At 61.7% G+C, this 22,554-nt stretch carries 20 protein-coding genes; 10 read left to right on the plus strand and 10 right to left on the minus strand.

Annotated elements, in window-relative coordinates; translation table 11 throughout:
• Positions 1–72: 72 nt before the first annotated feature.
• Together ACVWVY_RS19660 and rffA are read right to left on the minus strand one after the other, a co-directional pair.
• Positions 73–762, minus strand: coding sequence for a WbqC family protein (locus ACVWVY_RS19660; protein WP_456632254.1), 690 nt, complete (start codon positions 760–762; stop codon positions 73–75).
• A gap of 460 nt (positions 763–1,222) precedes the next feature.
• The gene (gene rffA / locus ACVWVY_RS19665) at positions 1,223–2,365 is read right to left on the minus strand and encodes a dTDP-4-amino-4,6-dideoxygalactose transaminase (RefSeq protein ID WP_456627929.1); all 1,143 of its coding nucleotides are present in this window, start codon (positions 2,363–2,365) and stop codon (positions 1,223–1,225) included.
• A 277-nt stretch (positions 2,366–2,642) separates the two neighbouring features.
• Between rffA and ACVWVY_RS19670 the strand changes: the two genes are divergently transcribed.
• Positions 2,643–3,350: a class I SAM-dependent methyltransferase gene (locus tag ACVWVY_RS19670; RefSeq protein ID WP_456627930.1), complete on the plus strand. Its 708-nt coding sequence runs from the start codon at positions 2,643–2,645 to the stop codon at positions 3,348–3,350.
• A gap of 56 nt (positions 3,351–3,406) precedes the next feature.
• Positions 3,407–4,927: a hypothetical protein gene (locus ACVWVY_RS19675; RefSeq protein WP_456627931.1), complete on the plus strand. Its 1,521-nt coding sequence runs from the start codon at positions 3,407–3,409 to the stop codon at positions 4,925–4,927.
• A gap of 94 nt (positions 4,928–5,021) precedes the next feature.
• On the opposite strand, the gene rfbA is transcribed toward ACVWVY_RS19675, so the two are convergent.
• The gene (gene rfbA / locus ACVWVY_RS19680; protein ID WP_456627932.1) at positions 5,022–5,900 is read right to left on the minus strand and encodes a glucose-1-phosphate thymidylyltransferase RfbA; all 879 of its coding nucleotides are present in this window, start codon (positions 5,898–5,900) and stop codon (positions 5,022–5,024) included.
• 227 nt (positions 5,901–6,127) lie between these two features.
• On the opposite strand from rfbA, the gene ACVWVY_RS19685 reads away from it, so the two are divergent.
• Genes ACVWVY_RS19685 through ACVWVY_RS19700 form a run of 4 tightly spaced genes read left to right on the plus strand, consistent with a single transcriptional unit; the run spans position 6,128 to position 9,946 of the window.
• On the plus strand, positions 6,128–7,138 hold the full coding sequence (locus ACVWVY_RS19685) for a hypothetical protein (protein WP_456627933.1): 1,011 nt from the start codon (positions 6,128–6,130) through the stop codon (positions 7,136–7,138).
• A gap of 31 nt (positions 7,139–7,169) precedes the next feature.
• Entirely contained in the window at positions 7,170–8,141 is a 972-nt protein-coding gene (locus ACVWVY_RS19690) for a Gfo/Idh/MocA family protein (protein WP_456627934.1), read from the plus strand.
• Positions 8,142–8,147: 6 nt separating this feature from the next.
• On the plus strand, positions 8,148–9,248 hold the full coding sequence (locus ACVWVY_RS19695) for a DegT/DnrJ/EryC1/StrS family aminotransferase (RefSeq protein WP_456627935.1): 1,101 nt from the start codon (positions 8,148–8,150) through the stop codon (positions 9,246–9,248).
• Positions 9,248–9,946, plus strand: a complete 699-nt coding sequence (locus ACVWVY_RS19700; protein WP_456627936.1) for an NDP-hexose 2,3-dehydratase family protein — start codon at positions 9,248–9,250, stop codon at positions 9,944–9,946. The genes ACVWVY_RS19695 and ACVWVY_RS19700 overlap by 1 nt, the downstream gene beginning before the upstream one ends.
• A gap of 24 nt (positions 9,947–9,970) precedes the next feature.
• Here the strand turns inward: ACVWVY_RS19700 and ACVWVY_RS19705 are convergent, their stop codons facing one another.
• From ACVWVY_RS19705 to ACVWVY_RS19735, 7 genes are all read right to left on the minus strand, one after another.
• Positions 9,971–10,762: a class I SAM-dependent methyltransferase gene (locus ACVWVY_RS19705; RefSeq protein WP_456627937.1), complete on the minus strand. Its 792-nt coding sequence runs from the start codon at positions 10,760–10,762 to the stop codon at positions 9,971–9,973.
• Positions 10,759–11,952: a CgeB family protein gene (locus ACVWVY_RS19710; RefSeq protein ID WP_456627938.1), complete on the minus strand. Its 1,194-nt coding sequence runs from the start codon at positions 11,950–11,952 to the stop codon at positions 10,759–10,761. The genes ACVWVY_RS19705 and ACVWVY_RS19710 overlap by 4 nt, the downstream gene beginning before the upstream one ends.
• Before the next feature lie 6 nt (positions 11,953–11,958).
• A complete protein-coding gene (gene rfbB, locus ACVWVY_RS19715) occupies positions 11,959–13,071 on the minus strand; it encodes a dTDP-glucose 4,6-dehydratase (RefSeq protein WP_456627939.1) in 1,113 nt (370 codons plus the stop codon).
• 13 nt (positions 13,072–13,084) lie between these two features.
• Positions 13,085–14,260 (minus strand): hypothetical protein, encoded by a 1,176-nt coding sequence (locus ACVWVY_RS19720; RefSeq protein ID WP_456627940.1) that lies wholly within the window; start codon positions 14,258–14,260, stop codon positions 13,085–13,087.
• A 205-nt stretch (positions 14,261–14,465) separates the two neighbouring features.
• Positions 14,466–15,431 (minus strand): UDP-glucuronic acid decarboxylase family protein, encoded by a 966-nt coding sequence (locus tag ACVWVY_RS19725; protein WP_456627941.1) that lies wholly within the window; start codon positions 15,429–15,431, stop codon positions 14,466–14,468.
• Between the two features lie 320 nt (positions 15,432–15,751).
• Positions 15,752–16,501: a glycosyltransferase family 2 protein gene (locus ACVWVY_RS19730; protein ID WP_456627942.1), complete on the minus strand. Its 750-nt coding sequence runs from the start codon at positions 16,499–16,501 to the stop codon at positions 15,752–15,754.
• Positions 16,502–16,512: 11 nt separating this feature from the next.
• Positions 16,513–17,919 carry a capsular polysaccharide export protein, LipB/KpsS family gene (locus ACVWVY_RS19735; RefSeq protein WP_456627943.1) on the minus strand — a complete coding sequence of 469 codons (1,407 nt, stop codon included), beginning with the start codon at positions 17,917–17,919 and terminating at the stop codon, positions 16,513–16,515.
• A 184-nt stretch (positions 17,920–18,103) separates the two neighbouring features.
• On the opposite strand from ACVWVY_RS19735, the gene pseG reads away from it, so the two are divergent.
• From pseG to ACVWVY_RS19755, 4 genes are all read left to right on the plus strand, one after another.
• Positions 18,104–19,216: a UDP-2,4-diacetamido-2,4,6-trideoxy-beta-L-altropyranose hydrolase gene (gene pseG, locus ACVWVY_RS19740; RefSeq protein WP_456627944.1), complete on the plus strand. Its 1,113-nt coding sequence runs from the start codon at positions 18,104–18,106 to the stop codon at positions 19,214–19,216.
• Between the two features lie 188 nt (positions 19,217–19,404).
• Positions 19,405–20,055 carry a formyltransferase family protein gene (locus ACVWVY_RS19745; RefSeq protein WP_456627945.1) on the plus strand — a complete coding sequence of 217 codons (651 nt, stop codon included), beginning with the start codon at positions 19,405–19,407 and terminating at the stop codon, positions 20,053–20,055.
• Positions 20,048–21,157, plus strand: a complete 1,110-nt coding sequence (pseI, locus tag ACVWVY_RS19750) for a pseudaminic acid synthase (protein WP_456627946.1) — start codon at positions 20,048–20,050, stop codon at positions 21,155–21,157. Before ACVWVY_RS19745 ends, pseI begins: the two co-directional genes overlap by 8 nt.
• Positions 21,150–22,553 (plus strand): surface carbohydrate biosynthesis protein, encoded by a 1,404-nt coding sequence (locus ACVWVY_RS19755; RefSeq protein ID WP_456627947.1) that lies wholly within the window; start codon positions 21,150–21,152, stop codon positions 22,551–22,553. The genes pseI and ACVWVY_RS19755 overlap by 8 nt, the downstream gene beginning before the upstream one ends.
• Position 22,554: the final 1 nt, after the last annotated feature.

The raw sequence follows: 22,554 nt of genomic DNA on the forward strand, positions 1-22,554 counted from the left end.
GCTAACATTGGAAGAGGTTCCGAAGCAAAGCTTTAACCTCGTCGAGTTTCCCTCCGCCGACTGCATCGTATCTTAGGCCTTTCTGCTGAGATACTGAGGCGCCTCGGCCCCCGCATGGAAAAGCAAATCAAGCACGGTCACAGCGTGCTCGAAGTCTCCATGAAGCTGCGGGTATTCGGGGTATCCTTCGTAGCTCATCCATTCCGTCGTAATTCCAGCCGACGTGAACAATTGTTCGTCGAAATAGGAGCGCGCCGAGGGGCCGCTGAGATAGCAATCGGCCCCGGCTGCGCGGGCGATCCCCAACAGTCGTTCGGTTTTGAAGCCGTGCGAGGGATAAGTGGCGTCACTGACGATCCGGGTCTTCAACCCCAGCAACTTGGAAATCTCGCGCAGGAAGACCGCGTTGACATCACTCAGGCGACGTAGCTTGTCTGCGGCTTCATACCAGTTCTTCACCACCGGCGCAAAATGCTCGAAGAACGCGGCGCGCTTATAGGCAAGCTCGATCGCGCGCCAGTGCTTTTCCGCCCACGGTTTTTCGATTTCGACCTGGTCAATCGCCTGGTCGAACCTGCCTTTGACGATGACCGGAATGGTGAGCCATTCCGTGCCGTTGGCGGTCTTGATGCGATTGCGATTATGCCAGTGCCGCTTTACGTATTGCGCGCTGTCAAACATCACATATTCGTCGCATCTACCGATGAGGTCGAAGAATCCCTTCCAGGGAATGTAGCAGGACTGGATGATACAAATGCGCATTGTATTCGGAACCAAAACTTGACTTCGCCGGAACCTGACGGTTGAGCTGGCGCCATATGGAATCAGGGAGCCTCTGCCGGCTGAACCCTCAGGTTGTCGCCGTTCTCGTGTGGAGAGTCCATGGGGCATCGCATGATCGCGGCCCGCCCCCCGCCGGGACGGGGCCAGGGATCTCGCCCCCCTCAGGCTGACCGTGTCGGCGTGCATCAGCGGCAGGGCCGCTCCCGCGCCCGACAGTTCGTTGGAGATGATATGGCGGAAAGGAGACGCTCGCCTCCATTACGCCGCATCGGCGGGCCCAGTAAGGCCTCCAACGGTCGCCCGACCAGGTCCCGCGGCGAGACACGCCAAACCGCCGGCGGCAGCGTCCGATGGCCCGCCTTAGGCCGTTTCCAGACGCCCTATGCCCCATTCGTTCCGCGCTCACGCCAAGGAACGGCGAGATGGCCTTCGTTTCGAGCTATTTTTTCAACAGCGCGGTAAGCACCTCGCACACTCGCGCTTGCTGGGTTTCGCTCAAGCCAAACCACATCGGTAGCCTGACTAGGCGCTGCGATAGCGAGGTCGTAAAAGCCAACTCGCCATGCGCACGTCCATAGCGCCGGCCGGCCGGCGACGAATGCAGCGGGACATAGTGGAATACTGCGCGGATCCCGTTCTGTTTCAGTCCGTCAAGTACCTGCTGGCGATCGATTTCGGGTGCCAGCAGAACGTAGTACATGTGCCCGTTGTGCTGACAATTCGTCGGCACGATCGGGCGGCGTAGCAAGCCCTGCCGTTCGAGCGGGTCGAGCATCTGATGATAGCGGTGCCAGATCGCCAGGCGTTCGCTGGTGATCTGCTGCGCCTCTTCGAGTTGCGCCCACAGGAAGGCGGCGTTAATCTCGCTCGGTAAGAACGACGAACCGACATCCTGCCAAGTGTATTTATCGACCTCGCCGCGAAAAAACCGGCCGCGATCGGTTCCCTTCTCGCGAATGATCTCAGCGCGCTGCGCCAGCTCTTTATCGCGCACCAGCAGGCTGCCGCCTTCACCGGAGATGATATTTTTCGTCTCGTGAAAGCTGAAGCTGCCGAGATCGCCGATCGCACCGAGCGCCCGGTTCTTGTAACCAGCCATGATTCCCTGTGCAGCGTCTTCGACGATCCGAAGACCGTGACGCCGGGCGATCGCAACGATGGAATCCATTTCGCAGGAAACCCCGGCGTAATGCACCGGCACGATCGCGCGCGTCCGCGTCGTGATCGCTTCTTCAATCAGCCGTTCGTCCAGATTGAGCGTGTCCTCCCTTATGTCGACGAACACTGGCACCGCACCGCGCAGGACGAAAGCGTTCGCAGTGGACACAAACGTGTAGGAAGGCAGGATCACTTCGTCGCCGCTTTTGATGTCCAGCAGCAGCGCGGCCATATCCAGCGCGGAGGTGCAGGAGTGGGTCAGCAGCGCCTTGGTGCAGCCCGTGTGCTCTTCGATCCACTGATGGCAGCTTTTGGTGAACGCTCCGTCGCCGGAGAGATGATAATTGCGCTGCGCTTCGGCCGCATAAACCATTTCCTTGCCGGTGGCATAGGGCCGGTTGAACGGAATGTAATCTGCTGTCACTGTTTCACTTTGGTGCTTGCCAGGGCGCTGGCTCCTGGTTCGAGAGTGCGCAAATTGGCGGTTTTCGCGGCAGGAATCAACAGTCGATCTCCGCCCGGTTGTGCGACACCGATGTTCTGGCGGCCGCAGTCGCCAAAGCGCATGGGCGTCGAACCTGCCGCGCCCGGCGGGCTTGCTGATTGTTGTTGCATACGTTAGTGACGGCCGGAAAAGCGCTTCGTCGCGCCGTGGCGGCCCCGGAATCCCCGGACTTTTCGATCAAGATGGGAGATGTTCGTTGAAGCGGCTTCTGGTATCCGTCCTGAAGGGTATCAACTGGTTCATGCGCCTATTGGTCGGTTGGACCCACTTTGCGCAGTTTGCCGTGCAATGGGGCATCAAGCCGCGGCCCGAATGGTTCGATCATTTTCTCGATCAGTACTGGCAATGGGGCGCAACGAACAACAGTCTGTGGGTCGAGCGCGGCGTGTTCTCCCGGCTCGTCCTAAAAGAGAATTCGAGGATGCTCGAGATCTGCTGCGGCGACGGTTTCAACACAAGGCACTTCTACTCGACCAGAGCGCGGTCGGTCATTGCTCTCGATTTCGACGAGGATGCGATCCCGCACGCCAGGCGATACAATTCCGCGCCGAACATTACCTTCATCAAGCAGGACATTCGCGCCGGATTGCCGGAGGGGCCGTTCGACAACATCGTCTGGGACGCGGCGATCGAGCATTTCACCGAAAAGGAAATCGACACCATCATGGGCGAGATCGTCGAGCGCCTCGGTGCTGACGGCATCCTCAGCGGTTACACGCTGACCGAAGATAAGACCGGCAAGAAGAGCAACGCTCTGCACGAGTACGAATTCAAGGACAAGGAAGATCTGCGGCGCTTCTTCACGCCGCATTTCAAATTCGTGCGCGTGTGGGACACCGTCTATCCGACCCGGCACAATCTGTATTTTGTAGCGTCGCAGAAACCAGTCGAAATGTATGGCTAGGCCGTTGTCGTCTTGACCGCATGCCATTGGAGCGCACTGTTCCGGAGAGGGCGTCGATGACCGGTTCCCCAAGCCGCGCGCGCCGTCTCTCGGAAGGCTGGTCGGCGAATTTCCTGCAAATGGCGTTGGGAATCGCACAGCAAGTCGCGCTGGTCCCCATCTTCCTGCACTACTGGTCGAACGACGTGCTCGCCGCGTGGCTGGCGATCTATGCCGCCGGGAATCTCGTTCTGATCGTTGATGCCGGCCTGCAATTTCGCGCCATCAACCGTTTTCTTGCGTTCAAGTCCAGCGTCGACAGCGATCGTCGTACCGGCCAGTTCTATGCCGAACTGCGGCGGATCTATTTTGGACTCGCGGGGACGCTCGCTGTCGTCACGCTGATCTTCATTCATGTGCTTCCACCTTCCGCGATGCTCGGCTTTGGGGCGATCGCACAATTTGACCTGGCTTTTGGCGCGATGATCGTTGGCACGCTGCTCACGCTGCCGGTCAACATTGCAGCGGCGCTTTACCGTGCGCGCGGCTTGTACGGGCGGGCGGTCAAGCTCATGAATCTCGGGATGCTCGGAGCCCTGCTTGGGCAATTTGTGGCCGTCACGCTCACCCAAAGCCTGTTTTACGTCACCGTCGTCTATGTCGCGGCGCAAGTGCTGGTTGCGGCCTATCTCCTGATGTCCGATGCCCCACGGCTGTTTCCGTTTTTGCGCGGGCTCCGCGCAACGCGATCGGCGGGCTGGATCGCCGGCCAGTTTCGCAAAGCGGCCCCGTTCGCCGTCGCAAGCGCCGCCGACCTCGCATTGCTCAATCTGGCGGTGCTGCTGGTCAGCGCGCTCGTGTCTGACAGGGTCGCAGTAGCGCAATGGGGCCTGACCCGTGTCGTAGCCGGGCTGATACGGGTGCTTTGCGTGCAGACGACGCTTCCCCTGGCCGCCGAGCTTGGCCACGATTATGCCGTCGGCGACCGGCAGCGGCTGCAGGGTCTCTACGCGCGTGGCTCCGTGCTGGTGGCGCTGCTGGCGAGCGTCGTCGTCTCCGGCCTGTTGCCGTTCTGGCCGGATTTCTTTGCGCTTTGGACACACGGCGCCGTTCCCTACGATCGCTCGCTCACCTTTGTCCTGCTGATCGGTACGGCTGCCGCGGCCCCCTCGATCCTGGCACTGGGCTACGCGAATTACAGCGATCGGGGGCAGCTTTTGCTCCGGACCAAAGCGTTGCAGCTCGTCCTGTTCCTCGTTCTGTCGGCGATCCTGATTTCCGCGATCGGCCTGCTTGGGGCGGCCATCGCCGTCGTCGCCAGCGAGCTCCTGATCCAATTCGGTGTGTTGGGACGGACCATCATCCGGCAAACGCTGCAGCATCCGCTGCGGCATTTGTTCTTCGTGGCCGCGCTGATGGTCACGGTGACGCTCGCCGGCTGGGCGTTGGGAACGGCGATCCGGCTGGCCATCCCGCTGGCAGAGCCGTTGCGGTTCTTCGTGGAATGCGGGCTATGGCTGGCGGTGGTGGCGGTGGCAGCAAGTCCGCTCGCGGTCGAAAGCGTCCGCGCGCGATTGACTGCGGCGATCCCCCACTAGAGAACCCGTTCCGATGGAATCGGAACGGGCCCCAGTTTTTTGATTCGACGCGTTTTCTTGATGCGAACCGGTCTCCACTTCGCCGGAAAACGCTCTAGCGCGGAATCGCCGCCTGCCGGATGAGATATTTCCCGTAGCCGGTGTTTTTCATCGGCTCGGCAAGGCGCAGCAATTGTTCGGCGTCGATGAAGCCCTGGCTGAACGCGACCTCCTCGGGACAGGCGATCTTCAGGCCCTGACGTTTCTCCACGATGTGGATGAACTGGGAGGCTTCGAGCAGCGATTCATGTGTGCCGGCATCAAGCCAGGCGTAGCCGCGGCCGAAACGCTCGGCATGAAGTTCGCCGTGCTCCAGATACCACTGGTTGACATCGGTGATTTCGAGTTCGCCGCGCGGCGACGGCTTCATCTCCTGAACGATATCGACGACGCGTTCGTCGTAGAAATACAGACCGGTCACGGCGTAGTTGGATTTCGGAGCTTTCGGCTTTTCGACGATCTGCAAGGGGCGATGCGACGAGTCGAATTCGATGACGCCATAGCGCTCGGGATCGTCGACCCAGCACGCGAATACCGTCGCGCCGCGCTCTTGCTGCGCGGAGGTGCGCAACAGCGCCCGCAGATTATCGCCATAGAAGATGTTGTCGCCCAGAATCAGCGCGGAGGATCCGCCGGCGAGAAAATCCCGCCCGATCAGGAAAGCTTCCGCGATGCCACCGGGATGATCCTGGATGGCAAAGGAAAGCTCGATGCCCCACTGCTGCCCGTCGCCGAGCAGGCGCCTGAACTGGTCGATCTCTTCCGGCGTGGTGATGATCAGGAGTTCGCGCAGGCCCGCCATCATCAGCGTGGTGAGCGAATAATAGATCAGCGGCTTGTCGTAGACCGGCAATAGCTGCTTCGAAGTCGCGAGCGTCAGCGGATAAAGCCGCGTGCCGCGGCCACCTGCCAGAATGATACCTTTGCGATTCATGCGCCGACTCTTCGCGGTTAGCGGGGTGAGGGGTCTCGTTAGCACGCGCCAACCGCTGCACAAAATGCTTTCCGGACCCCATAGCGGAAATATTTCAATGGTTTACGCGGACATGCACGCGTTGCGCCGTCGTTATGGGTGCGATAGGAATGGCCCATTGCGGCGCTTTATTACGCAATGTCGGTGACGCACCGGCGCAATTCGCGACCTGAGCTGCGACGGGGATCATGGCCTACCGCGCCTATTGTACCTACTTCGATCACAACTACCTGCCGCGCGGGCTGGCGCTCTACCATTCGTTGCAGCGGCATGCGCCGGGCGCGCAGCTCTGGGTGCTGTGCCTGAGCGAGGCCTGCCACCAGGCCCTGACGGCGCTCGATCTGCCCAATCTGGTGCCGGTGCGGCTTGCCGACTTCGAAGACGCCAGCCCGGACGTCGCTGCCACGCGGCCCACGCGCAGCCTGATCGAATATTATTTCACGTGTTCGCCGGCCTGGATACTTTTCGTATTGAACAGTAAGCCGGATGCGGAGTGGGTCACCTATCTCGACAGCGACCTCTTCTTCTTCGCGTCACCCGATCCGATCTACGATGAAATGAAGGACGCGGCGTTCGGCATCATTCCGCATCGTTTCGCCCGGGGGTTGGAAGGTCAGCGCCGGTTTGGACTCTACAATGTGGGCTGGGTCAGCGTTCGCCGGCGCGATAACGGGATCCAGGCCCTGCGCTGGTGGCGCGAGCGCTGCATCGAATGGTGCTATGACCGGGTTGAGGGCGACCGTTTCGCCGACCAGCGCTATCTCGACCGGTTGCCGGAAATGTTTGGCGGTGTCCATGTCATATCGCATCTCGGAGCCAATCTCGCGCCCTGGAATTTTGCCGACTATCATCTGCAGTGGAACGACGGCGAGGTCGAGATCGAGCGTCGATACAAGCTGCTGTTCTTTCATTTTTTCGGGGTCAAGCGCAGCGGCGGGTATTACTTCAACAGCCACCGGCTGTATCATGCGCCGTTTTCCAGCCTGATGAAGCACAAACTCTACGAGCCTTACACAGCGGCGCTCGCGGAAGCGGAACGGGTGGTGGCGCCTTATCTGAAAGACCAGCAGATCGGTACGATCCGAAAGCCCGTCGTCACCACTTTCGGCGATCGCATGACCAATGTGTTCAGGAAGGCGAGAGTGATGGGCATCCGGGGCCTTGATATCCTGACCGGCCGGGCTATCGCGGCCCGGTAGGCCGAACAATTCCTTCGAGAGATTCTTCACTATGCGACTGCTGATCCTTGGCTATTCCTCGATCGTCGAGCGGCGGGTGATACCGGCGGCGGCGAAAGTCGAAGCCATCACGGAGATATCGATCGCAAGCAAGAGCCGGCCACAGCCCGAAGGCTGGCCGAAGCGGGGCCGCTTTTTCGACGATTATGCCGCGGCGTTGCGCGACAGCGATTCTGGCCTGGTCTATCTTTCGCTGCCGAATGCGATGCATGAGCACTGGGTGATGGCGGCGCTGGCCGCCGGCAAGCACGTCGTGGTCGACAAGCCGGCGATGATGACATTGGCGGGCAGCGAGCGCGCGGTGGATGCGGCGCGGCGCGCCAATCGCGCCGTCGCGGAGGCGACGGTGTTCGGCTATCATCCGCAGTTCGAGGCGTTGGCGGCCTTCGTCGCCAAACACGGCCCGCTGACGCAGGTTGCCGTTCAATTCATCATTCCGCCGCTGCCGATCGGCAATTTCCGCAATCACGGCGAACTGGGCGGGGGCTGCCTCCTGGACATGGGGCCCTATGCCGCCGCAACGATGCGAATCCTCGGCGGCGCTGTGGCGTCGGAAATCACGGCTCTGGCCGGCGGCCGGCATCAGGAAACCGGTGTCGACATGGGCTTTTCGGTCCTGGCCCGGCTCGGCAATGGCGGCGCATTTTCCGGTCATTTCAGCTTCGAGGGCGAGTATCAGAATCGCTTGCTCGTTGTGGGCCTTTCGGGGTCTGTGTTAATAGAGCGCGTCTTCACCCCACCTGCCGATCATCACATGGAATGGCGTCGGCGCGTACGCAATGTCGATGATGTCGTGACATTCGAGCCGGCCGATACGTTTGCACGTTTCCTCGCGGCGGTGACGTCGGCGATTGCCGGCGGCGATCACGAGGGCTTTCACTGCGATCTCCTGAGCGATGCCCGGTGCCGGGACATGATCGCGACGGCGCTCGCATCCCAGAATCCGTCGCATCAGCGCGTGTGAGAGACAATGCCAATCAACGTGTGGGACTATCTGCGGGAATACGACGAACTGCGCGACGAGATACTCGCGACCGTCGATCGCGTGTTCGGCTCGGGACGGCTGGTGCTTGGACAGGAAGGCATCAAATTCGAGCGCGAGATGGCTGCCTATCTGGGGGTTGCAGGCGGCGTCGGCGTGAACAGCGGAACTGACGCGATCTACATTGCACTTGCGTCTTTGGGCGTGAAGGCCGGAGACGAAGTGATCACCGTGCCCAATACGGCGGTGCCGACGGTCTCGGCCATCCGTACGCTTGGCGCTACGCCGGTGTTCGTCGACATACGCGACGATGATTTCCTGATGGATGTCGATCAGGTCGAGGCGGCGATTACGCCGCGCACCAGGGCGATCGTTCCGGTGCATCTCTATGGCCAGTGTGTCGATCTCGATCTGCTGATGGCGATTGCCGAGCGGCACGGGCTGAAGGTGATGGAAGACTGCGCGCAGTCACAGGGCGCGCTTTACAAAAACTACCAATCCGGCAGCGCCGGCCATGCCTCGGCGTTCTCGTTCTACCCGACCAAGGTGCTGGGCGCCTATGGCGACGGCGGCATGGTGTTGAGCAACGACGAGGCGGCGATCCGGCTTGCGCGCAGCCTCCGCTTCTATGGCATGGAAACGCAGTATTATTCCGAGCGCCACGGTTATAATTCGCGTCTCGACGAGGTGCAGGCCGCGATCCTGTCGCTGAAACTGCCGCGCATCGATGGCTGGATCGAGCGGCGGCGGGAGATCGCCGCGCGCTACAAGCAGGGTCTGGCCGGAAGCGGCCTCGTGCTGCCGCGCGAGAACGCCCATAGCCGCCATTCCTATTATGTTTATGTGGTAGAACATCCGACGGATCGCGACGGGGTGCTGGAGCGGCTGGCGAAGCGCGACATCAACTGCAATGTATCCTATCGTTGGCCGATTCACACCATGCGGGGCAGCGCCGATCTCGGCTATCGTGAGGGGCAGTTCCCGGTCGCGGAGCGCAAGGCGCAGCGCATTTTCTCGCTGCCGATGTATCCGCACCTCAAGGACGAGGAAGTCGATACGGTGATCGAAGTGCTCAGGGACGTGGTTTGATGGCCGAGCGCGCGCATCTTGACTGGTTTCGCGGGAGACTCGCTGCATCCGCCGCGATCGAGCCGACGGATCCCGCACCGATCCTGGCGTGGCGGGACGAACGCTGCCGGGCGATTTGCTTCGAGGCCAAGTTGATCGGCCTCGACGAGGTTCGCGGCTGGTCGCGGGACGCGCAGGGCAATGTCCGGCACAAGACCGGGCAGTTTTTCGGGGTCGAGGGGGTACGCATCGAGAGCGGCGACCTGCGCGAGGTCGCCTCGTGGGATCAGCCGATCTACACCCAGCCCGAAGGCGGTATCCTCGGACTGGTCGCCCGCGAGACGCCTGATAGCGGCGTCCAGTTTCTGTTGTACGCCAAGGCCGAGCCGGGCAATGTCGGCGTGCTCCAGCTCTCGCCCTCCGTGCAAAGCACGTGGTCCAATATCAGGCGCGCGCACGGTGGAAAGCTGTCGCCAATGCTTGAGGTGCTCACGGCCAAGTCTGGCGTTCGTATCATTTACCGGGCAGAGCACAATGAAGAGGGTGGCCGATTCTGGCGCAAGTCGAACGAGAACATCATCGTATTTGTCGACGATGAGAGCGTGATCGAGTCCGACATGGCGATGTTTTGCTGGGCGAGTCTTGGCCAGCTCAAGGAGCTTGCCTTGATCGACAACGTGCTCAGCCCTTTCGTAAGGACGATCATCGCGCCGCTCTGATTCGGCGGATGGCCGCGCGCCCGGTCAGCGCGCTTTCGAGAACAGGTAGGTCTCGGTTGTCGAGCGATGGCCCGTCACCTCGGAGACGTCATAGGGAATGCAGGGCCATTCGCGCTGCAGCCGGAGCCCGGCGTCCCGGCAAAGCGACATCAATTCGCTCTTGCCGAAGATGATCTCGACGACCGGCGCGCCATAGGCGAACTTTTTCAGATATGTGGTCTGGTAATCGTCGAACACCGGTACGGTGTGCAGGACGCAGTAACACCCGGCGACGCGCGCGGCTTCGCGGATCGCCGCCTGATAGTCGATAATGTGCATCAGCGACACGCCGTTGAAGACGATGTCGAATGCATCGTCCGGGTAGGGCAGCCGGGTCGCGTCGGCGACCTCGAACGCGGTCGACGGATAACGCGAACGGGCGCGCGCGATCATCGCCTCCGAATAGTCGATGCCGGTATAGCTGACGCCGCCGGGGACGAGATCGGCAAACACTTCTGAATAATAGCCGCTGCCGCAGCCGACTTCGAGCAGGTGGGGGGCGGCAATGCCCGTCGCCAGGACGGCCTCGGCAGCGACGGTGAAATCGAGCCGCGGTTCGCCATTCTTCATGTCGCCGATCAATGCCAGGTAGGCACGTTCCTGACGGGCCACGGTGCGCGTCGCAAGCCAGCCCTCGGACGTTGCGGCGGCACGGTGGGCTTCGTTGATCCCGTCGAGCACCTTGTAGTCGGTCGAGGTCAGGATATGGCGGCGCAGGATCGGCGCCGCCTTGACGACGCGTTTGCCGATCTGCCTGACGAGGCGCGGCAGCTTCATCGCGCCGCCCGCAACGTTTCAACGAAACCCAGGATCTCCGCGGCGCGATGGCGATAGGTATGCTGCGCCATGGTTCTCGCCTGGCCCGACGCGGCAATTGCGGCGCGGCTTTTGGCGTTGCCGAGCGCGCGATCGATGGCCTCAAGGCAATCGTCGACCGAACGCCAGACGGCAACCTCGCGGTCGGGTGCAAACAAGCTGTGCAGATTGTCCTTGAAATCGGTCAGCAGGAAAGCGCCGACGCCGGTGGCCTCGAACAGCCGCATGTTTCCGGCTTCTCGCCCCGCCATGTCGATGTGGGAATTGAGCGTGATCTTCGATCGCCGCAGTGCCTGATACATCTCGGCGCCCCAGACTTCGCCCTGAAAGCAGCGATGCAGCGGGGAGGAGGCTGGCAGCGTCCGCGGCGGGTTACCGAACAGTTTGAGATCGTAACGTCTGGCAACGGCCTCGAGCAGCGCAGTCCGCTGCTGGTGATCCGGCGAGACCGTGCCGACAAAGGAAACCTCGATGTCCATGGCGGGCGTCGGCGGCAGCGCTTCGAGAATGGCCGGCTCGAACGCCAGATGATTGACTTCCGCGCGCACGCCGAGGCGGCGAAAGAACTCCACCGTCGCCGACAGCTGCGACATCATCAGATCGTAGACCGACCAATCCACACCGCGGGACGGCGCGATCCCGATCTGTCCGATCAGGATGGGATTGCCGATGGCCTTGATCCGCCGCATCAGGCGGGGGTCGACGTGAAAGGTGTCCTGGTTAAGCACCAGTTCGGGTTTGAATTCCTCGATCTGGGCCAGCAGGATTGCTTCGGCCTGTGCGTCGAGCCGGGGGCTGAGGCCCACCTTGCGAGCCAATGGCCGCAGCATCGGTTTTAACGGCGTCACGGCGCGTTGCAGCCAGGCTGGAAGCGAGGTGCTTCCGCTCGGAGTGGCGGGCCCTGCCGCTTCGACGGCCATCCCGTGCTCGCGCGCCCATGCCGTCTGTAGCCAGGCATTGTTGACATGTATCTCGGCCGCCGAATGGCCGAGTGCGGAAAAATTCCGCGAATAGAAATCGGCGACGCCGAACAGGCTGGCGTTTCGCGCTGCCATCTGGGCCGCATAACCGGCGCTTCCGAGTCCTGGCTGGCGGCGATACAGCCAGCTGAGGAAGCGTGGGTAGTCCGCATTGAGCACGAGGATGCGCATGGATGGCTAGACCGCGCGCCGGAAGCCGTAATTTTTGTCGATCCAAGCCTTGTAGGCGCCGCTGATGACATCACGCCACCATGGCTCATGGTCCAGGTACCACTGCACGGTCTGCTTCAGTCCGCTCTCGAAGCCGACACTGCAGCGGCTGCCGAGTTCGGTCGTGAGCTTGCTGGCGTCGATCGCATAACGGTGATCGTGGCCGGCGCGGTCCGTCACATAGGTAATGAGCGTGCGGCAGGGGCCAGCGGCCGCAGCGGGACAGGACGGAAAGCGCGCGGCGAGCCGAGCGTCGGCTGCGAAGGCGGTATCGATCGTGTCGCAGATCAGGCCCACCACGTCGCGGTTGTTGCGCTCGTTGCCACCACCGACATTGTAGGTTTCGCCGGTGCGGCCACGCTCGATCACGTTGATCAAGGCGTCGCAATGATCCGACACGTGCAGCCAGTCGCGGACATTGGAGCCGTCCCCGTAAACCGGCAGCGGCTTGCCTTCCAGCGCATGGATGATCATCAGCGGAATGAGTTTTTCCGGGTGCTGATAGGCGCCGTAATTGTTGGAGCAGTTGGTGATCAGCGCCGGCATGCCATAGGTCGCGACAAAGGCGCGGACCAGGTGATCGCTCGACGCCTTGCTCGCCGCGTAAGGCGAATTCGGACGATAGGGCGAGAATTCCGTGAAAGCGGGGTCGGCCGCGCCGAGCGAGCCATAGACTTCGTCGGTCGAGACGTGAAGAAATCGCGCCGTCTCGAGCATCCCCGCCGCGCGCCAGCAATCGAGCGCGGCCTTCAGAAGCGTGAATGTGCCGAGCACGTTGGTCTGCAGGAAGGCTTCCGGATCGCTGATCGAACGGTCGACATGCGACTCGGCAGCGAGATGCGCCACGCGGGAAAATTTGTGTTCGTCGAACAGGCGCTGCATCAGCGCCGCATCACCGATGTCGCCCTTCACGAACTGGATACTGCGATCGGCAATCAGCGGCTCCAGGCTGCGGACATTGGCCGCATAGGTCATGGCATCGACCACGGTCAGGCGGTCGGCCGGCCGCGCGGTCCGCCACGCATGCACCAGGTTCTGGCCGATAAAGCCCGCGCCGCCGGTGATCAGAACGCTTTGCATCGAAACCCTCCGGTCACGAAACCGCCGGTTCGATCTTCCGATCGAACATCGCGCGCGGCATGATGTACCACAGCAGAAACAGGAACCCGGCGCCATGTGTCAATACTGCCGTGGTAAAGGGCACATTGAGCAAGGTTTGGGGAAGCAGCGCAGCCGAGATCAGCACGAATTCCGGCGGTAGTCCGGACGACACGCGGTTGCCGAGGCCGATGACAAGCCCGCATGCCAGCGCCACGAGCGGCGCGAGATACAGTCCGACCGAGGCGATACCTTCTGTCGCAAACAGGGACGCGTTGAGGTTACCGAACTGGTAGGTCTTTCCCATCACGACCGATAGCTGCTCCTGATAGGGACAGCTCATCAACGGCTTCAGGAAGGATATCTGGCAGAACCAGGTGAGCGGGTGACTCGAGAAGAAATCGTTGTAGATGTCCATGGCGCTGGATGGGGTCGCCATCATTCGGATATTCACCAGGCCGAAATAAAACAGCGTATTGTTGGTGAGGTACGTTGCCATCAGGACCACGCCGAGAAGCACCGGCAGCAGGATCGACAGGATGGTCGCAGATCTGGGCTCGAAAACCCTCGAAAGCACCAGCAACATAACCACCCACGCCGTCGAAAAAAGCGCAAATTTGCTTAGCGTGACCGGATAGAACAGCAGCATCAGAAGGAGCGGCACGGCAGCCCACCAGCGGCGATTGAGCGCCAGATAACAGGCGCACGCGAACGGCAGCAGCACCGTGGACATAATTCCGGTCAGGTAACGTAGCGGCGCCGGAAAATTGAGTTCGTTGCGAAAATCGTAGATCTGGCTGATCGACACCAGTCTGAAATTGTAGACTGAAGCCACAACGATCGTGCCCAGCGCCAGCACCAGAATGAATTTCAGAAGGTGTTCGAGCGCGCGAGGCGACAGCGTGAACAGCTGTTTGAGCGGCGCGTTGACGAGTAGGGCGGGAAGCAGAAACAGCACCGTCGAAACGGCGGCCGAAAGGCCTGCCAGCCGGTGATCGTAATTGAATTTCGAGAAGTTGTTGAGCCAGATGAACCCGAGTATCATCGAGAACAGGCTGAAGCCGACAAAGTAACCAAAGCTAAAGCGGCCGAATATGAAAAACAGCGAAACGGTCGAAAAAGCTGCGACCGCCGCAGCCGCGTAGTTGACCAGCGGGGCTTCGTACAACATGTACGACTGCCAATTTGCAGCCTGGACCAGCGAGGTACAGGAAGCGATGATATGAAGGCACACCAGCACGAAAAGGCTGAAGCGCGAGCCGGACGCCCGTCGAATGCGTTCCATAATCTCTGGAGCGCGCTTGCTTTCTGACGAGTGCACCATGTACATCGCGCCGCCACGCGGGGTAACTGAAACGAAATTGGCGCTGTCCGACCTACGACAGTTCGAGCGAGCGCCTGAAATAAGCGATGGTCTCCTTTAGACCGTCAGCGAGCGCGACCTTCGGCTCCCAGTTCAGCAGCGCCTTTGCCTTGGAGAGATCGGGCTGGCGTTGCCGCGGATCATCCTGCGGCAGCGGTTTGAAAATGAGCTTCGAGCGCGAATTGGTGTAACTGATCACTTTCTCGGCCAGTTCCACAATGGTGAATTCGGAATTGTTGCCGAGATTGACCGGTCCGGTGCATCCCTCTTCGGTCAGCATCAACCGGGTAATCGCCTCGACGAGATCGTCGACATAGCAGAACGAGCGGGTTTGGCCGCCGTCGCCGAACACGGTGATCGGGTCGCCCTTCAGCGCCTGGACGATGAAGGATGAAACAACCCGGCCGTCGTTGGGCTGCATCCGCGGACCATAGGTGTTGAAGATGCGGGCAACCTTGATCGGCAGGGCATGCTGCCGCCAATAATCGAAAAACAGGGTCTCGGCGCAGCGCTTGCCTTCGTCGTAACACGAGCGAATCCCGATCGGGTTGACGTTGCCCCAGTAATCCTCGGTCTGCGGATGGATCAGGGGATCGCCATAGACCTCGCTGGTCGAGGCCTGAAAGATCGGCGCCCGCAAACGCTTGGCGAGGCCGAGCATGTTGATCGCGCCATGCACGCTGGTCTTGGTGGTCTGCACCGGATCGCGCTGGTAGTGGATCGGGGAGGCCGGGCAGGCCAGGTTGAAGATCGCATCGACCTCGATGTAGAGCGGAAACGTCACGTCGTGCCGGATCGCCTCGAACATCGGGTTGGACAGCAGGTGGGCAATGTTTTTGCGGCTGCCGGTGAAGTAATTGTCCGCGCACACCACTTCCGCGCCCGCGGCGAGCAGCCGTTCACTGAGGTGGGATCCGATGAAGCCTGCGCCGCCAGTGACGAGGATGCGGCTGTCTTTGTAGTTTCGGTCAAACGCCATCGTGATTCCCGGTTGCCGTTTCGAGCAGCTGCTGCACCCTGTGACGGGCTGGCGGAGTGGTATCGGCAACGGCAAAGTTCGCCAATAGCATTGTCCGCGGTAGAGGTATAATAGTACGGATATCCCCCATAAGTCCTTGAAGGAACCCTCATAGTCTTTGCAGCAAGGCGCAATGCAGGCATCGCCGATCGGGGCGACTTCGCGCTCAACCCTGACGAGCGCCGCAAGCTGCTGGCTGCTTCAGTGCTGCTGGACGCGCGAATAGTCAGGCCGATCGCCCGAAAGGGACCGGGGAGCGGTCGGTTGGTCGGTAACGTTCATCAAAACTCTCGCCGCTTCAGCCAGGCGCGCGCGCCCCAATGCGCGAAGCACCAGGCGGATTTGATCGCCGAAAGCTGCTCCACCTTGCGGTAGATATGCCAGACCCAGCCGGCGGACCGGAGCGGGCGGCTGGAGACCGATGAGCCCCGCACGCGGTAGCGGGCAAGGTCCTCGTTGAGGCCGTGGGCCACATGCCCCGGCTTGAGGATGCTCAGCCAGAGGCAGAAATCGTCATACGGTTCGTTCTTCATGGCAATGTTGCCCGCGATGTCGCGATCGACGAGCGCCGTCAGGGTGGCGATCGAGGTGTTCTTGAGCAACTGCTCATAGTTCAATGAGGCCGGCACCTCGATCAGGCGGCCCGTAACCGATCCCGTCTCGTTGATGCGGCGGAACGCCGTGTAGCTGAGCGCCGCCCGTTTCGCCTGCGCGAAGGCGATCTGCCGTTCGAGCTTGGCGGGCAGCCACAGATCGTCGCTGTCGAGAAATGCGATGAAGCGGCCCTGCGCCCGCTCGATGGCGGCCTGGCGGGCAAGCGCCGGGCCTCCGTTGCGGGGCTGGCGGATCAGCCTGACCCGCGGATCCTGCGCCGCGTGGCTTTCCACGATCGCGGCGGTCTGGTCCGTCGAACAGTCATCGGCGATCAGCAACTCCCAGTCCGTCATGGTCTGGGCCTGAACCGAAGCAATGGTCTCGCCGATCAGCGTCGCCACGTTCCACGATGGGGTGATGATTGAAACGAGCGCCATGGAGAAGCCTTTCAACCCGCGCGGCGCGGTTCGGTGATCGCCGACAACAACGAAGCCGCAAATGTGTCGAGCTGCCTGGGATCGCTGATATAGAGTTCGCCGGGAAACGATTGCCGCCAGGCGGTTTCGAAATAGGGGGCGGTATCGGCAGGGTCGAACTGCGGCGCGGCCAGCGCGTCGCGAAGCCGCTGCGGAACGTCCGCCAGACGATCGACGGCGAACACCAGCGGGCAGGAGCGATAGAACGCATCGCCCATCACCACGACAGGCTTGCCGAGCAGCACCGCCTCGGCGCCCGATTTGCTGTTGACCGAGACAATCGCATCGGCGCGGCCAAGCACCGTGTAATTGTTGGTCTGCGGCGGCAGCAGGATGAAATTATCGAAGCGGCGCGCGAGTTCGAACAGGCGGCCGGCGGGTATAGCGCCGATCTGGGCCGGATGCTCCTTCACCACGAGAACGTGCGTATCCGGAATGGTGCGCAGCAGGAAATCGATGGCCGCAACCTGATCGAGATATTCCGGTGAGCGAAGCGTCAGCGCCATATCGGCCGGCACGTGCAGGGGGTAGTAGACGAACGGTCCGTCCGGCATCGGGCGATAGAGTTTCCGCAACCGCGTCGCGCCAACGGCCATGGCGGCATGCGCGCGGGCATGGCGGAGATTATGTCCGAACTCCTGATGCTTGCCGAGTGCGAACTGGTCCCAGAGCTTCTCGACCAGGCGGCGCGCGTTCCGTGCGTTGGCGATCTTGCTGAGCGCCGCCGAATATTGGTGCCGGTCCTTTTGTGGAATCACAATGGATTGCTGCCGCAACGTTTCGTCGAGGTAGGTGCGCACCTCAGTGGAGACCGCGTCCGCAGGCATCCGCATCGTATCGGGGGCAGCAAGACTGTCCGGCGTGTAGTAAAGCCTGCCGCGAAAGAACGACGGCTCGATGAACCAGTTCCGGACGCCGCGCTTCTTCGCGGCGTAAAAGCAGGCGATCACGGAGAGAAATCCGCCGAGCTCCTGAACCGCAACTGCCTGCTGCCCCGCGGCCGCCAACCGATCGAGCGCGACTTCCATCGCGTTGGTGTAGATCATGAACCGCCGGCGCAGCGCGGCAGTGTCGTGAATGCCAAACGTGACGCGTTCGTGGCTGAACAGGAAGTTCGTTCCATCCAGACCGTAATCGGCGATCCTTGCAGCGAAGGCGCGCTGGTCTTCCACCGGCGCGCCGCCCTGAAGGCCGGTCCGGTACATGTTGACGACGGGGATGCCTTCCGCCTCCGCCATTTCAGCGCTGCGATCGTCGAACGCGAGCAGGTGCACCTCGCGCCCCGCGCTGCGCAATCGCTGTGCCACGGGAATCCAGAACCGGGTCTGGTATTCGGCCAGCGTCGTGATCAGGATAATGTCGTCGTTGCGCGGGGGCATGCCTTGCCGGATTGTTGCTTTGTTCGTGTTCGGGATTATAGAGTGTGGCGCGATGGTTCAAGTGGCGCTCCGGCGCGACCTGGACCGACATTGGCGGCTGGTTCGTGGGTCCGCGGATAGCACGGCCATTGTGACGGGTCGACCTTCTCCGTAACTAGACATCGAAATATCCAGGGCCAGTTTGATGAACGCGGTGCAACGGGTCGTAGTCCGCGTCGATGCTTCCATCGAAATGGGCATGGGGCATCTCATGAGATGCCTCAGCCTGGCCCGCGATCTTGCCGACGACGGTGCAAACGTATTCTTCCTGTTGCGCAGCCATGCCGCCGGCCTGACAGGCCTGATCGAAGGCGAGGGACATTCGGTGCGGCTGCTGCCCGATCCCGACCGTCGTCCGGACGCTCCGGCGGCGGACGGAACCGCCCATGCGCGCTGGCTGCCGACGACCTGGCAGAAGGATGCCGAGCAGACATTGGAGGCGATCGATCGCATCGGGCCGGTCGACTGGCTCATCGTCGACCACTATGCACTCGATGCGAGGTGGGAGCGAATGCTGCGAAACCGGGCGCCGCGCATTCTTGCGATCGACGATCTTGCCGATCGGGACCATGACTGCGACATCCTGCTCGACCAGAATTTGGTTCTCAACATGGAGCGTCGTTACCGCGGTCGCTTGCCTCCGACGTGCCAGCCGCTGCTGGGTCCGGCCTATGCATTGCTTCGTCCGGAATTCGCAAGGCAGCACGAATCGCTGACGGAGCGGAACGGGAAGGTGGGCCGCATCCTCGTCTGCTACGGCGGCTCCGATCCCGGCAATGAGGCCGCAAAGGCATTGTACGCCATCAAGAGCCTGTCTTTGCCCCGGCTTGCCGTCGACGTCGCGATCGGCCTGAGCAATCCGCACGCCGATTCGATTGCGGGTCTTTGCCGGGGAATCCCGCTCGCCGAGTTGCATCGTGGCGCGGGCAACATGGCCGAATTGATGATGCGCGCGGACGTCGCGATCGGGGCGGGCGGTGTGATGAGTTGGGAGCGCTGCTGTCTCGCACTGCCAACCATAGCGGTTGATATCGCCGACAATCAGACCGGGGCATTGACCGCACTCGCCGGTTGGGGCGCGGTCGCCTATCTCGGTTCAGCTTCCTCGGTTACGGTGGATCAGATTGCGGGAACCCTGCAATCGATGCTGGACGATCCCGCGCGGACCCGAGCGATGGGAGAGGCCGCGCGGGCGCTCGTCGACGGGCTGGGCACCTCCCGGGTGCGAGAGGCGATGCGATCGCTGGACAGCGTCTAGCACCGGCCGGCAGCCAGGGCTGTCGGACACGGGAAATGTGGGCTTGGGGTGATCGGCAGCGGCCAATACAGGCCAGTTACAGCGAGGAGCCGCAGGCGCTCTTAAATTGGTGTTTGACTGCATTTTCTATGCTAATTGCGCTCCGGCAGGGTTCCACAATTCCGCGGAATCGCCAGTGATGGTCGATAATGAAGGTTTCAGTTCTCTGCTCGAGCACGACGCACCCCGTCTATCCGCATCTGGAACAGTGGGTAAGGGGCGCCGCGGTCAATCACCGGGTCGAACTGGTCCGGCAAAGAGCAGAGCTGACCGGCGGGGACGTCCTCTTCCTCATCTCTTGCCATGAGATTATCTCGCCGGAAGATCGGAAGAAATACGGAGCGACCCTTGTCATTCACGCGAGCGATCTTCCGGAAGGGCGTGGCTGGTCCCCGCATATTTGGCAAATACTCGAGGGAAAGAATCGCATCGCCGTGTCCCTGATCGAGGCACAGGACCCGGTTGATACCGGCGCCATCTGGGCGCAGCGGCACCTCGTGCTCGAAGGGCACGAGCTGGGCGACGAGATCAACAAGGGACTGTTCGCCATAGAGCTGGAATTGATGGACCATGCGCTCGAGATCATTGGATCGGGAAAGCCCGTGCCTCAGGATGACCGGCCGCCGAGCTACTACCGGCGTCGCACGCCCGAGGATTCCCGGCTGGATCCGTCGCGCTCGATCGCCGAGCAATTCGACCTGTTGAGGGTAGCGGACCCGCAGCGCTTTCCGGCATTCTTCGACCTGCGCGGCCATCGCTATCTCGTACGTATTGAAAAAGCTGGAGCTTCCGATGAGTGAGACAATCATGATTGCGGGCCGCGCGATCGGTCGCTCGCACCAGCCGTTCATCATCGCGGAAATGTCGGGCAACCATAATCAATCGCTCGACCGTGCGCTGGCAATCGTCGATGCCGCCGCCAAGTCCGGGGCGCATGCGCTGAAATTGCAGACCTATACCGCCGACACGATGACGCTGAACCTCAGCAGCGACGAGTTCTTCATCGACGATCCCAACAGTCTGTGGAAGGGCAGATCGCTGCACAAGCTCTACCAGGAAGCGCATACTCCCTGGGAGTGGCACGCGCCGATCTTTGAGCGTGCGCGGTCGCTCGGCATGATTCCGTTTTCGACGCCGTTCGATGCGTCAGCGGTGGATTTTCTCGAGCAGCTCGGCGTGGATTGCTACAAGATCGCATCGTTCGAGAACACCGATCTGCCCCTCATCCGCAAGGTTGCCGCGACCGGCAAGCCGATGATTATCTCAACGGGCATGGCGACCGTCGCCGACATCGACGAAGCCGTTCGCTGCGCGAGGGAGGCCGGCTGCAAGGATCTGGTACTGCTCAAATGTACGAGCACCTATCCGGCAGCGGCTTCCGATACCAATCTCCTGACCATCCCGCATATGCGTGCGTTGTTCGGGTGCGAGGTGGGGCTGTCGGACCACACGTTTGGCATTGGGGCGGGGGTGGCGAGCGTTGCGCTTGGCGCCAGTGTCATCGAAAAGCATTTTACGCTGTCGCGCGCCGACGGCGGGGTCGATTCGACGTTCTCCATGGAGCCCGACGAAATGGCGGCGCTGGTGGTCGAGACCGAGCGCGCATGGATGGCGCTGGGCCAAGTCTATTACGGATTGACCGAAAAAGAGCATAAGTCGCAAATCTTCCGCCGTTCGCTGTATGTGGCTGAGGACCTTGCTGCCGGCGACGCCCTGACTGAAAGCAACTTGAGAATCATCCGTCCGGGCCTGGGCCTGCCGCCCAAATATTTCGAGAGCCTGATCGGCATGCGCGTTGGCCGCGCGGTGCGCCGTGGCACGCCGATGAGCTGGGAGCTCCTGACGTCGGCCGATGACGATGCGGTACCGACGCAGGAATTGCCGAGAGGCGCTCGTGCCTGACAAGCCGCATGTCTGCCTGATCGTCGATAACCCGCTTCGCGATCTCGAGGGACTGGTATTGCTGGGCTGGCAGCTCGCAACCAAAGGGGCGACCGTCACCCTGGTACCCATGTATGAGCAGGGTTTCGACGTGCCGGCGCTGTGTCCGGATCTGGTTCTGGTGAACTATACAAGGCCCAACAATGCCGATCTGATCAAGTCCTACAAGCGCGCGGGAATTCTGGTCGGCGTGCTCGATACCGAGGGGATCGGCGGCAAGAATCCGGATCAGTTTGCCGAGATGGTCAAGAGCGTCGGCTGCACCGATCTCGTGGATCTCTATTGCGTCTGGGGGCAGGCCCAGCACGCGGCATTCCTGCGCCGGGGCACGGTGCCGGCGGCGTTGCTTCATACGACCGGATGTCCCCGCTACGATTTCTGCGCGGAGCCCTGGCGCGCTGCGCTTCCAAAACCGTCGATCGAGCCTGGCTACGTGCTCATCAACACCAATTTTCCCGTCGCCAATCCGCGCTTTTCCGATAGTTCAGCGGATGAAGAAGATTCGATGGTGCAGGCGGGCTTTTCACGGGAGTTCGCGCGGCAGTTCGTCAGCGACGCCGGCAAGGCGTACCGGTCGGTGCTGGAGACGTCGACCAGGCTCGCGAAGCACTTCACCGGTGTTGAGTTCGTCCTGCGCCCACATCCGTTCGAGAACATTGCCTCCTACGACGCGCTCGCTGAACTGCCGAATTTTCATGTACGCCAGGACGGCACGTCGCTGGAATGGATCAGCGGGGCGCGACTGTTGATTCATCAGAATTGCTCCACCGCGATCGAGGCGACCATGCTGAAAGTGGAGCCCTTGAGCATGGAGTGGTTCAACACGCCATCCTTGCGGCTGGATGCCGCGACCCGGGTGAGCCGCGGCGCCGAATCCGAGTCTGATCTGATCGAACTGGTTCAGGTGGGACTCGGCGGACGGTTGCCCCCGGTTACCGCGGAAACCGAGCAATTTCGGCGGCAAATCATCAGCGACCTCTTTACCGCGGTCGACGGGGGGAACTCGTCGCGCGTTACGACGGCGGTTCTCGATGCGATCGCTGCGGCACGCGGTGGAAATGGCGGCGCGCCCAAGCTGGAGCGGCCGTCACTCCGCGGTGGTGCGGCGGAGACGGTCCGGCGCGTTCTCGGCTACAAGGCAAGCTCAGCGCTCCGCCGCGGCTACAGCGCCCCGGAAAACGAACGCCGCCGTCTTGGCAAGGCGTTCGGGCCCGAGTTGGTGAATTCAGTACTGCAGCGCGTTTGCGCCGCTGCAGGGGATGGCCGAAATTTTGTCGCTCAACGGGTTACCGGTAACTCGCGCCGGATGTCCTGGTCGTTGAGCGGCGCAAGCCTGCAACTAACGGAAGCGAATTGAT

The organism is Bradyrhizobium sp. URHC0002 (assembly GCF_054059515.1).